Raw genomic sequence first — 12449 nt, 5'->3', positions numbered from 1 at the left:
ATGAACGTGGTATTCGACTTTGGCGCCGTGTTATTCACCTGGCGCCCCGTGGAAATGGTCGCCAAGTGGTTTCCCGAGCGCGCCGACAGCCTTGCGGCTGCAGGGCATCTGGCACATGAGATGTTTGGCCACGCCGACTGGCTGGCGTTTGACCGTGGCACGGTGTCTTTGCCCGAGGTGATTGACCTGATGGCTGCGCGTCTGTCCTTGGATAGACCCAAGCTCGCCACCTTGATCGAGCCTATGGATCTGTTTCTGGAACCCATGCCCGAATCGGTGGCGATGCTGGCACGCCTGGTGGCTTTGCGTGAACGTGCAGCGCAAAGCGACGAGCCGCTCAAGCTCTACTTTCTCTCGAACATGCCCGCGCCTTTTGCGCGCACCCTGGAGCGCCTGCACGGCTTCTTGGGCGACTTCGACGGTGGCATCTTCTCGGGCGACGTGAAGCTCATCAAACCCGAGCCCGCCATCTTCGAGCTGCTGCAAAGCCGCCATGCATTGGAGCCCGCCAAGACCGTGTTCATCGACGACCTGCTGGGCAATGTGCAGGCCGCCCAGGCGCAGGGCTGGCATGGCATTCACTTCAAATCCACCGCGCAGGTGGAGCAGGATTTAAAGGCTTTGGGCCTGGATTTCTAAGCCGTTTGATGCGCGCACAGCCAAGCGGCTGCGCGCCATGCTGACATATGCGCTGCAGCGCGTGCCTTGGTGGACACGGCTTGAAGCACATGTGTGATCCCCGAAATGGCATTCAACAGCTTCTTACGGTGTGGCCGTCACGGTGCACTGCAGGCTCAGGCTGACGCTGCCACCGACCGGAAGCGTCGGCAGCAGGATGCCGCTGCCCAACAGGCTGGCAACCGGTACCGTGGGGGAGGGGCAGGCAGCGCCGCCACTGGCGGTGCATGCTGCCGTGCTCGCGGGCCGACTGCAGTCCAAACCCGCACCGGGCGCATCGCGCAGCAGTGCACCGTTGGCCGGGTCCGGCCCCTGGTTGTCGGCCACCAGGGTATAGCTCAGTACTTCGCCGGTGCGTGCGCCGGCTGGCGCCACGCTCTTGCGCACGCGCAGGTCGGCAGCGGGCCGCACGCTGTTGCGGAAGCTGCAGTCGAGATCGTCGCCCGCCACCAGTGTCAGCGCGAAGCTGGTGCCCGTGCCGTTGGGGGTTTGCCCGCCAGAGCGCGTGTTGCTGCAACTCCAGCTGCTGCCGTAGTCGGCGAGGTTGGCGCCAGCCGCGGCGGTTTCCGTGAAGGTGTAGCTGCTGCCCACCGTGGCGGTGGCCAGCGCGACGCTGCCGGTGGCCGTGGTGCCAGTGCCGCTGGTGGTCACCACCACCGGCGCGCCCGGGCCGGCGACGGCCAGGCTGAACTGGTCGCTGGCCACGCGGCGGCCGAATGGCAGCGCCTTGCGCAGCTGCAGTGCGGCCCGGCCCAGGTTGGTGAAACCGCAGGCCACGCCGCTGTCGGTGGGCATGATGAAGCCGCCAGTGGCGCCCGTGCCGCTGGCGAAGACCACGTTGTTCGAGAGTCGCCGGCAGGACCAGGTGATGGTGTAGTTGGCCGCATCACCGCGCGTGAAGGTTTCGCGGATGGTGGCCAACTGGCCTGGCACGCCGTTGGCGCTGGCTGCCGTACTGCTGGTTGGTGCCACGGCACTGCCGGCGCTGGTCAATTCTGCGCCCGCACCGGCAATGGTCAGCCCGACCGCGTCGGCCGCCGTGGCGTTGCTCCAGGCTGCATTCAGCGTGATCGGCAGGTTAGGCCGGTTGGCCGAGCCTATGGACATGGCCATGGTGTCGAAGGCCAGGCCTTCCGCGGTCAGCACCACCCGGTCGAAGGTGGTGTTCTGGGTGTTGATGAAGACCAGCGTGTCCGGGAAGCTGTAGTCGCTGTAGTCGGGCTGGGCGGAGGCGGACGGGTACTGCGAAAGCCTATAGGTGCCCGAGGGCGCATCCCAGCTCCAATTGGCTGGTGCGACAGCCGGCAGGTAAGGTTTGACCACGCTCACGGTCCAGCTGCTGGTGTCCACTGGCGCGCCGCGGTAGAAAGCCGTGAAGCGGTAGACGGCCGGGCCGGCGACGCCGAGTTCGATGCTGCCCGGATCGAACAGGGTGAGCAGCGTGTTGCGCGGCGCACTGACGGTGCCGTCGAAACGGAAGTCCACGACGGTGGTGGAGAACTGTCCCGCCGGCACATCGTTGGGGCCACGGCCAGACTCGCCTTCGGAGCCGAACTGCAGTATGCCCGCCGCGCCGCCCAGCGAGACGGCATAGGGACTGTTGTCGTACTCGCCCGAAGACGGCGCGTAGGCCTGGATCGTCGCCAACTGGCTCTCGGCCAGCACGTAGTGCTGGCCTGCGCCGGTGCGTGTGATGTCCACCGTGCCGCTGATGCTGGCCCCGCCCGGCGACCAGAGCCAGGTCAGCGAACGTGCCTGGCCATCGTTGCTGAGACCCGGTGCACCACCGGCCAGGCTCACCCAACTGGTCTGCGCACGCGCTGCCGGGCTTGTGCCCAGCGCCAGCGCGGTCGCCAGCAGCAAAGCCAGGGTTGCCAGCAGGCGTCGCGCCATAGGAAGAAGTGTTGTGTCCATGGTCCTCAATACGTTCCCACCACGTTGATGTACCAGCCCCGGTAGCGGTAGCCGAAACGGGTCAGGTCGTCGCTGAAGTCGGTGAAGTTGTAGCCCACGCCCAGGCGCAGGTTCTGGGTGATGTCGCGGTCTAAGCCGACCAGCCAGCCCTGGCGCGTGCCGCCGTCCTTGACGTTCAGCCAGCGGTACTCGGCCAGGCCGTGCCACTGCCGCGGCAGGGTGTAGCGCGCCTGCAGCGCAGTAAAGCGTGTGCTGGAATCGAACCATGGGCCGGTGCCGCGGCCGGCACGTGCGGCGCCCTCGCGCTGGGCCAGCTTGGCGGCGAACTCCCACTGGTGGTCGTATTTGTAGATGCCCTCCAGCGAGACCACGTGCGAGCGCTGGTCGTAATCGGTGTTGCCGATCTGGCCCAGCGAGAGCAGGTCGTAGAGGTAGGTGTAGCGGCCCAGCAGCGCGTAGCGAGCATCGTCGTGCGGCCGCCAGGCGAAGCCCACGCCGGCCTCGGCGAACCTGGCACCGGCCAGGGCATCGATCTGGTCGCGTGTGCGCGAGTAATTCAGCCGCGCGGACACGCGCCAGTCCTCGTCCAGCTTGTGGTTCACGCGGTTGGTGCTGACCCATTGGCGGCGGCGCTCGGCGCCGGTGTCCTCGCGCCATTCGAGCTTGCTCGACCACTCGGTGGTCGGCGAGGCGCGGCCCGCGCTGACGCTCACGGCGCGCCGGTGCACGGTGCCGGCGCTGCTCTCCAGGTCGCCCTTTTGCAGCGTGAAGCCGGTGCTCCAGCCCACCACGGGGTAGAAGTCCATGCCGAAGGTGTGCATCAGGCCGTTCGCCGCCGGCTCCTTGAGGTACTGGCTCTCGTTGTACAGGGTGCTGCGCTCGCCCAGGCGCCAGCGCTGGCCCAGCGTCCAGCCGCTCTGCATCCGGTTGTTGAACAAGGAGTCGAAGTCGCTGCTGTCGGTGCTGTGTGTGAGTGTGCCGTACAGCGTGTGGTCGGCGCTGAGCCGGTACTCGCCGTTGAGCTGAGCCGCGTTGCCGCGGTCGCCGTGTGTGACTTCCGCGCCCAGCACCGAGAGGTTGTCGAAACGGTAACGCGTGCCCAGCGTGGTGGCGTCGTTGTCGGGGTAGCGGCCGCCGTCGTTGTCCAGCGTCTGCTGGGCGATGCCGTACAGCTCCAGCTGCGGCGTGACGCGGCGTGTGTACTTGATCGCGCCCAGCGTGCCCTCGGCGATGCCCGTCAGCCGCTGCTGCGTGATACGGCGCAACTCGCCGGTCACGGTGTTGTCCTCGGTCGCACGCCATTGTGTGGTCAGGCGGGTTTGCTCCAGCGCTTCGGCGCCGCGCGTGGCACGGCTGTGCTGGGCCAATAGCTCCAGCGTGTCGCTGACCTGGCCGCGAACTTCTGCACCAACCTCGAGCCGGTCCACGCCGTAGTCCTCGCGCGCGGCCGAGAAACCCGCATCCACACGCCGCCACCAGGCGCCCAGCGTCCAGTTGCGTTCGGTCCAGCCTAGCTCCTGCAGGCTGGCCGTACCTTCCACCATGGTGGCATTACCGGCACGCGGGCCGACCTCGTTGTTGCGTTGCGCAAAGCTCAGGCCGCCGTTGCTGGAGACGAACACCGGCGCGGCTGTGGCGTGGCTGTTGCTGCGCTCCAGCCGCAGGGTGGTGCCGCGGCCGGCCTGCAGCGTCACGTCCACGCCTTTCAGGCTGTAGTCCTCGCCAGCGCGGCGTTCGTCCACGTAGGTTGCGCCCACGGCCAGGTACTCGTTGACCCAATGCTTGCCGCGCAGGCCTGTCGCCAGGTTGCCGTTGTTGTAGCCGCTGGGACGCCATTCGTAGTCGGCCAGCAAGTACTGCTCCAGTCCGGCCAGCGGTGTGTCGCGCGTGATCCCTTGCAGGCCATCATCGGCGAACTGCAGCAGCGGGTGCAGCAGCACGATGCGGCCCTGCAGGTCGCTGATTTCGTAGTCGGTGCCGCGCTGCAACTGGCGTCGGCTCTCGACGCGGCCGGTGCTGCGGTTGCGCTGCTCGACCACCACCACTTCCGAGCCCGGCAGGATGTCGGTGTGGCGCAGGTAGTAAAGGCTGCCGCCCGTGCCCAGGAACTCGCTGTGGCCAGGCGCGGTCTGCGCCTCCGATGCAAAGGCGCGCAGCTGGGTGTTGGCCTCGCCCCAGGGGTTGGTGCCGCTGGAGCGCCACTTGGCGGCCGCGCCGTACAGCGAGCGTATGTACTGGCCGTAGGCCGTGCCGCTGAAGCCGGTCTGGTAGTTGCCCCACAGGGCCTGGTTCTTGTCCCAGTCCACGCGCAGGTAGAACCGGCCCTGCGTGTCCACATCGCGCACGGTGGTCGAGTCGTCGCCATAGGTCGGGTAGTACAGGTCGGGGTCGAGCCGGCGGAAGATGTCTTGTGGATAGGCCTTGCTGAAGCCCGAGAACAGCTGGCGCACGTCGCGCTCCTGCGTGTCGACCTGGCCGGTCACGAGGTAGGTGCCGGCTATCTTGGCCTTGCCGTAGAAGGCCAGCCGGCCGTTGCTCAGCACGCTGCCTTCGTTTCCGTTCAGCGCCAGTTCGCGGCCCGGGCCGCTGGCCTGGTTCTGGAACACCGTGAGGTCGGCCATGCCCACGCCGAACAGGTACTTGCCCGTGACATCCACCTCCAGCACATGCTGCAGCGGCGCCTGGCCGGGCGCGCGCACCGTGAGGTCGAAGCGGTGCAGGCCCACGGGCGAGAGGAACTCGGCCACGAACTTGCGCTCCAGATCGGTCGGGTAGCCCTGGCCGTTGATCTCCAGCGCCGCGCCTTCGGGCAGGTTGCGGCCCTGGATGCGGATGCGCGAACCGTAGAGCGCGATGTTCTGCTGGCGCAGGTCGTTGCTGGCGAACACGCTGTCCACCAGCCGTTGAGCCTGGGCCTGCTGCAGGCTCAGGGCCGCGCCCAGGCTGCGCTCGGTGGTGTCGCGCAACTGGCTGTCGCGGCGCTCCACGTCCTCGGGGCGGGCCAGGCGCAGGCTGCGCGGCAGGGTTTCGTCCACCGCGATGTTCTCGCCATTGGCCCCATAGGCGCGCAGCACATAGACCAGCTCGTCGCCCGTGCGCAGCGGAAAGCGCGAGGCCGGCGCACCGCTCCACTGCACACTGCCCACGGCCGCCACCGGCATCGGCAGCCGGGCCAGCGGCTCGGTGTAGGCGGTGTCGCTGGCGCGGTAGATGCTCAGCTCCAGCCTGCGGATGAAGGCCGGGTAGTTGCTGCGCAGGTAGAAGGGCACGGCGCGCGTGAGGCGGCCGTTCTCGAAAGCCACCTCGGCTGGGCCCGAGACGCTCAGTTCGGGCTGGCCCAGCGCCGGGTCTTCGGTGGCCCAGACCATGCCGCCATTCGGCAGCAGCAGCGACAGGCCGGTGCCCGTGGCCGCGCGGCCGGGCGGGGCCGGCCGCGGGGGCTGCGCGTCCGGCGCGCCGCGCGGCTGCAGCTGGAACAGCGGGCTGCCCTCGGCGGTGCTGCAGCCCTGGGGGCCGCAGCCGGGCGCGGCGCTGGCCGCGGGGGTGGCCGGGGCCGGGGCCACGGGCCGCAGCACCTGGGCCCAGGCATCCGGCGTGCCGACCGAGGCGATGGAAAACAGGGCACAGCCCAGCAGGCGGCGCTTCATGGCTGGACTCCGGTCGGCTGTGCGGCCGTTTCGGGCGCGAACAACACGCGTTGGCGCAGCGCTTCGGGCAATTCGGTCTGCAGGGCGGCCTGCACGGCGCCGGCACGGGCCAGGGCCAGCGCGGCCGACGCACCGGCCTCCTGCGCGATCAACACGCGGCCGCCGCCATCGCGCTGCAGCTGCTGGGCCAGCTGGCCCAGCAGCGGGCCGGCGGCCGGCCGCAGCGTGGCCTGGCCGGTGTCGAACAGCGCCGTGCCCAGCAGCACGCCGCCGTGCAGCTGGGTTGCCAGCGTTCCACCAGGCTCTTGCAGCCCCACGCGCAGCGCGCGGGCGCTGGCCGGCTGCAGGCGCGGCACCAGTGCACTGCGCACGGCATGGGCGCGCGCCAGGGCCAGCGCAGCATCGCCGCGCACATCCAGCACCAGCATGCCGCCGCTGCCGGCGCCCTGCAGCTGCTGCGCCAGCGCCTCCAGCGCAGCGCTGTGGGCCGGGTTCAGGCCGGCCTGGCCGCTCTCGAACAAGGCCTCGCCGAGCACGATGTCGACGGGAGCCGCCTGGCCACCCACGCGCTGCACGGGCAGGCGCACGCCGAAGTCGAAGCGCACCGGCAGGCCCGGCGTGATGCGGCGCACCAGCGGGTTGGGCGTGCTGAGTTCGGCCCCGGCCGGCAGCGTGGCCGGGTCGAGCTTGAGCACGAAGTTGCGGCCGAAGCCCTGCGTGCCGCCGGAGATGCCCAGCAGGTGGTAGCGGCCGTAGGCATCGGTCTCCATGAGCAGGCCTTCGGCCGAGGCGATGCGCATACCGGCGATGCCGCGCTCGTCCACGCCCAGGTTGCGCACCACGTAGTCCACCACGTAGCCGCCCTCGCCCAGCGCGACCTCGCGCCGCACGGCGGGCAACGCGGCGTTCAGGCCCTTGGCGGCATCGCCCTCGCGCTCGATGCGGGTGCTGCCGGCGGCGTCCATGCGCAGCCGCACGCCCTGGGCGCTGTGCAACACGAAGTCGTCACGCCAGTCCAGTGTGCGCAGGCGCTGGCGTAGCACGATCTGGTGGTTCTCGGGCGCGTCGGCCTCGGATTGGCGGCCGGCAATGTGCCCCAGGTCGATGCCGTGCAGCAGCGGCGCGCTCTCGTCCGGCACGGGCGCGAAACCCTGGCCGCGGTCGATCTTGGTCGAGCCGGCGATGTAGGCCTCGGGCGCGAAGCCGCCCTGCACACGCACGCCGCTCAGGCTGGCCGGGTCCTGCCATCCGTCGCCGTCGCGGTCGTCGAACACCGTGCCCAGGATCAGCGCTTCGTCCAGCAGCGGATCGGCCACCACCGTGACCTGCGCCGTCGCGGTGTTGGAGATGGCCCAGCCGCGCCGGTCCACCGCCTGCGCCTGGTTGGTGTGCACGCCCTGGCGCACACCGGCGCCCACGCGCAGCAGGTAGCTGATGACGGCCTCCTGGCCGGTGGCGATGTCTAGGCCGGCTATCTGCAGCGGCGTCTGCGCGCTGCCCAGCGTGAAGGCGCCGTCGCGGTCGGCCACGGCCATGGAGCCGGCCACATAGCTGAAGCCGGGCGGCGGTGTGTCGAGGATGCGGCCGTCCACGATGTTGATGGCGCCGGCGTTGGCCACGCGCAGTGTGTAGCGCACCAGGTCGCCGATGTGCACCTCGCGCACGGCCACGCTTTTGACGATGCGCATGGCCGTGGGCTGCTCCAGCGACGTGGTGACGGTGCAGCGTGCACCGCACAGCGTGCTGTTGATGTCGCCGCCGTCGATGCGGTTGATGATCTCGGTCTGGCCCGCGGGCGGTACATCGGCGATGCGGAAGCGCACGGCCACGGTGGCCGTGCCGCCCGCCGGCACCTGGGCCACCACCAGCGGCACGACCGCCGGGCCCGTCACGGCGCCGGTGAAGCCCGCGGCGCCGTCCACGCCGACCAGCGTGGCGCCGGCCGGCACGTTCTCGTTGAAGCGGACGTTGCTGGCCACTGTGGTGTCGGCATTGCTGACCGTGATGGTGTAGCCCAGGGTCTCGGCGAATTCCGCCAGGCCGGCCTGCGTGCCGCTTTCGCTGGTGAGTTGCTTGACCACGGTCACGCCGCCGATGGGGTGTGCGGTGCTGCAACTGTTTGCGGTGCAGCCGGGCGCCGTCACCGCATTGGAGACTGTGCCGCTGGACGCGGCCACCGTGGCCGTGTAGCGCAGCACATGTGTGCCCACAGGTGTGCCGGCGGGTAAGGTGAAGCTGCGGGTGTTGCCGCTGCCACCCGCCACAAAAGGCCCGGCGCTCAGCACCTGGCCGAACTGCAGGCCGGCGCTGAGCCGGTCCTGCAGCACGATGGGCACGCTGGTGGCCGCGTTGGCCACGGCCACCGTGAGGCTGTAGGTGATGGTCTGGCCGACCTGCACTCCGGTGCCGCTGGCCGGCTCGGCGCTCTTGGTGACGGCATCGACCCAGACTGCGGCCGAAGCGCTGCTGATGTTGCTGCCCGCGCAATCGGTCGGGCCGGGCAGGCCGCAGTCGGGGTCGTTGACGCCTGCAGGCGGCGTGATGCTGGCGGTGTTGTTGAGCGTGACCTGCGCCTGCACCAGTGAGGCAAGGCCTAGCAGTGCGGCCGCACAAACCAATCGGATGCGGACAAGCCTCAGGCCCACGGAGCATGTCCCCTCATGCTGCGTAGTGCTTTACGTCCCGCTGGCCGTGTCATGGCAACCCTTTTTCCATGAGCCGCGCATCGGCATGGCCGAGGCGGACATTGCTAAATCACTCGCGTATTGCGGAGCAATTTATCTCGGAAACAAGGGGCAAAACCTGCCGCAAGTTCGGTTTCGTTTAATGCTTTTTTTTGTAGGGGAGGTACAACAAAAAGAAGCGTTTTATGAAACAAAAGTCAATCAAATACCGGCCCGCTGTGCCGGTGCCAGGCCCGGTTCATGCGGCCTTGGAAATGGCCTGTTTGCGCGCATCGGCCATGCGCACACATAGGTTGAAGGCTTCCTGCAAACCTTCGATCTGCGCGATGCCTTTGCCCGCGATGTCGAATGCACTGCCGCTGGCCGAGGTGGCCACCGGCACGGGCAGGCCGCCATGCAGCGTGACGCCGCCTTCAAAGCCCATGAGTTTCATCGCGATCTGGCCCTGGTCGTGGTACATGGAAACCACCGCGTCCACGTCGCCGCGGCGTGCACCTATGAACACCGTGTCGGGCGAGAACGGGCCACGTGCGTCGAAACCCTCGGCCTGCAGTTGGCGCACAGCCGGTTCTATGATTTCGATTTCCTCCATGCCTATGGAGCCGCCGTCGCCCGCATGTGGGTTCAGGCCGGAAACAGCGATGCGTGGCTTGGCCACGCCGGACTGGCGCAGCGCGCTGTCGATGATCTTCACCGCTTCGCTCACACCTTGGCCGGTGATCAGCCGGGCCACGTCCCTGATCGGCACGTGTGAGGTTACGCGCGAGGTCCACAGGCCCTTGGTGATGTTGAACTCACAGACGAAGCCGTTCACGTCAAAGCGCTCCTGCATGTAGCGCAACTCGTCTTCCTGCGTGAGGCCGCCCAGGCGCAGCGAATGTTTGTTGAGCGGCGCGAACAGCAACGCATCGACCAGGCCACGCTTCACGGTTACGGTGGCCAGCTCCAGCGCCTGGAACGAAGCCTTGCCCGAGGCAAGGTTGGAGGTGCCGATCTCGGGTTTCTGGCCGTTCAAGCTGTCCTGCAGCAGCACGGTAGGGCGACCGGCCTCGAAGCGCAGCTCGGCCAGGTCGTGCACCACCAGCGCATCGAGCTTGTGCTGCGCAATCTGCTGACCGCTGGCCAGCGCCTGCGGGTCGGCGATCAGCAGGATGTCAGCCGCTTGCAGATTGGCCGGCCGGGCCAGCAGCTTGAGCGCCATTTCAGGCCCGACGCCGCTAGGGTCGCCGAGCAGCAGGCAGAGTTTGGAACGTGGGGAAGTCATTGTGAAAGTCCTTCAAAAGTAAATGAACCTGCGCGGTCAAAAGACGCGACTGTCTGTTCCAGAGCAACCGCGGAACTGGCTCCGCCAGGCCGCCGGTTGTGCCCCCAGCCAAGGGGGTGGGCGCGCGGCACGCAGTGCGCGCAACCTGGGGGTGTGACACTTATTCAGCTTTGATGTTGGCCGCCTTCACCAGCCGGCCATAGGTTTCGTATTCGCTGCGGTTCATGTCGGTGAACTGTTCAATGCTCATCAGCGTGATTTCTCCGCCCAGGCCCTTGATGCGCGCCTGCACGTCGGGCATCTTCAGCGCGGCCAGCAGCTCGGCATTGAGCCGGTCGACCAGCGGCCGCGGTGCACCGGCGGTGGTGAACAGGCCGTACCAGGTGGAGACGTCGGCGCCGGTGATGCCTTGCTCGGCGAGTGTGGGCACGTCGGGCAGTTCGGCCGCGCGTTTCGGCGAGGTCACGGCCAGTGCGCGGAACTTGCCGGCCTTGATCTGGCCCATGGCCGAGGAGGTGCTGTCGAACATCATGTCGACCTCGCCGCCTATGATGTCGATGTGGGCCTGGGCGCTGCCCTTGTACGGCACGTGGATGGACTTCGTACCCGTGGCCAGGCCAAAGGCCTCGCCACCCACGTGTTGTGTGCTGCCTATGCCCGAGGACGCGTATTTGAAGCCGCCGGGCTTGGCCGCCATGGCCGCAAGCAGTTCCTTCACGTTCTTGTAGGGCGCATTACTCGACACCACCAGCACATTCGGCATCACCGCCACCAGGCCTATGGGCTGCAAATCCTTCAGCGAGTCGTATTTGAGCTTGAGCAGTTGCGGTGCGATGGCCTGGCCGGTGTTGGTGGCCAGCAGCAGGGTGCTGCCGTCGGGCTGGGCGCGCGCCGTGAGTTCGGCGGCGATGGTGTTGGACGCGCCGGGGCGGTTCTCCACCACCACGGGCTGCTTCAGCACCGGGCCGAACTTGTCGGCCAGCACACGCGCCAGGATGTCGGTGCCGCCGCCGGGCGAGGCGCCGACCATGATGCGTACCGATTTATCGCTGCTCTGGGCCTGGGCGGTGAGGGGCAAAGTGGCAATGCTGCAAAGGCTGGCGCAAACCAGCGCCGCGTGCACGAGCCGTCGTGGGGTGAGTTTCATCTTTTTTGTCTCCGTTTGTTTTCTGTAGCGCCCACCTTCAAGGGTGAGTCGTGCTGGCAGCGTACCGGGTCAACCCATGTATTGCTAATTGAAAGTTTGGAAGATTCCATATACAAAAGGTGATGGCCCACTGTTCACGGGCCGGAGAACCCCACCCCATGGAATTTGATCCCGCCCACATGGGCCTGCTGCTGCGCCTGCGCACGCGCCAATTGCTGCTGCTCAAGGTGCTGGACCAGCACCGCAACCTGGGCCGTGCCGCCACGGCCATGAACATCAGCCAACCGGCCGCCACCAAGCTGCTGCAGCAGTTGGAGGAAGCGGTGAAGGCCGAGCTGTTCACGCGCACCGCGCGTGGCATGACACCTACGCTGGTGGGTGAGGCGCTGATTCGTTATGCACACCAGGTGTTGACCGACTTCGGCACGCTGCACGAAGAAATCAGCGCGCTCAAGGGCGGGCTGACGGGTTTGCTGCGTATAGGCAGTGTGCCGGGCGCTGTGCCCGAGCTGCTGGCGCCCACCTTGATCGACTACAAGCAGCGCCACCCGCGTGTGGCGGTGTCGGTGTTGGTGGACACCAGCGATGTGATGCTGGCGCAACTGGGGCGGGGGCAGGTTGACTTGATGCTGGGCCGCCTGACGCCCGGCCACGATGCCGACAGTTATGCCAGCACCCAATTACTGGGTGAATCACAGGTTGTGGTGGCGCGCACCGGCCATCCCCTGTTTGCGCGCCAGGTGCTGGCCTTTGACGATGTGCTCGGCTGGCCCTGGATTCTGCAGCCGCCAGGCTCGCCGCAGCGCGGCCACTTCGAAGCGGCGTTGACACGCGCTGGCTTGCGTCCCCGGCTGGACATTACCGAGTCCTCGTCCACCATCGTGGCGACAGCACTGCTGGAGCTATCGGACATGCTGGCGGTGATGCCGGCCTCGCTGGCGGCGCACTACGCACGGCTGGGCGTATTGCGGGTGCTGCCCCTGGCGCTGCCGGTGCATGTGCCACCCGTGCACCTGGTGACGCGGCGCGATCGGCAACTGTCGCCCGCGGCCCTGGCTTATGTGCACCTGCTGCAGGGGCAACGCGAGGAAAGCGCAGCGGTGGCCTGAGCCCGC

At 67.9% G+C, this 12449-nt stretch carries 7 protein-coding genes; 2 read left to right on the top strand and 5 right to left on the bottom strand.

Going from position 1 to position 12449, the window contains the following annotated elements:
• Positions 1 to 639 carry an HAD family hydrolase gene (locus ACFQ95_RS06555; protein WP_422830034.1) on the top strand — a complete coding sequence of 213 codons (639 nt, stop codon included), beginning with the start codon at positions 1 to 3 and terminating at the stop codon, positions 637 to 639.
• Positions 640 to 762: 123 nt separating this feature from the next.
• Here the strand turns inward: ACFQ95_RS06555 and ACFQ95_RS06550 are convergent, their stop codons facing one another.
• The 5 genes from ACFQ95_RS06550 to ACFQ95_RS06530 form a co-directional block, all read right to left on the bottom strand.
• Positions 763 to 2571, bottom strand: a complete 1809-nt coding sequence (locus ACFQ95_RS06550) for a hypothetical protein (protein WP_422830033.1) — start codon at positions 2569 to 2571, stop codon at positions 763 to 765.
• A gap of 26 nt (positions 2572 to 2597) precedes the next feature.
• Positions 2598 to 6239 (bottom strand): hypothetical protein, encoded by a 3642-nt coding sequence (locus ACFQ95_RS06545; RefSeq protein ID WP_422830032.1) that lies wholly within the window; start codon positions 6237 to 6239, stop codon positions 2598 to 2600.
• The gene (locus ACFQ95_RS06540; RefSeq protein ID WP_422830031.1) at positions 6236 to 8884 is read right to left on the bottom strand and encodes a hypothetical protein; all 2649 of its coding nucleotides are present in this window, start codon (positions 8882 to 8884) and stop codon (positions 6236 to 6238) included. The genes ACFQ95_RS06545 and ACFQ95_RS06540 overlap by 4 nt, the downstream gene beginning before the upstream one ends.
• 277 nt (positions 8885 to 9161) lie before the next feature.
• Positions 9162 to 10187 carry a 4-hydroxythreonine-4-phosphate dehydrogenase PdxA gene (locus tag ACFQ95_RS06535; protein ID WP_422830030.1) on the bottom strand — a complete coding sequence of 342 codons (1026 nt, stop codon included), beginning with the start codon at positions 10185 to 10187 and terminating at the stop codon, positions 9162 to 9164.
• Between the two features lie 160 nt (positions 10188 to 10347).
• Positions 10348 to 11334 carry a Bug family tripartite tricarboxylate transporter substrate binding protein gene (locus ACFQ95_RS06530; protein ID WP_422830029.1) on the bottom strand — a complete coding sequence of 329 codons (987 nt, stop codon included), beginning with the start codon at positions 11332 to 11334 and terminating at the stop codon, positions 10348 to 10350.
• Positions 11335 to 11492: 158 nt separating this feature from the next.
• On the opposite strand from ACFQ95_RS06530, the gene ACFQ95_RS06525 reads away from it, so the two are divergent.
• Positions 11493 to 12443, top strand: coding sequence for a LysR substrate-binding domain-containing protein (locus ACFQ95_RS06525; RefSeq protein ID WP_422830028.1), 951 nt, complete (start codon positions 11493 to 11495; stop codon positions 12441 to 12443).
• The last annotated feature ends 6 nt before the right edge of the window (positions 12444 to 12449 follow it).

The sequence above is a fragment of the Variovorax sp. HJSM1_2 genome (assembly GCF_049316285.1).
Lineage (GTDB): Bacteria > Pseudomonadota > Gammaproteobacteria > Burkholderiales > Burkholderiaceae_C > Rhodoferax_B.
Note: the sequence above shows the minus strand (reverse complement) of the source record. Positions and strands in the feature narration are given on the sequence as shown.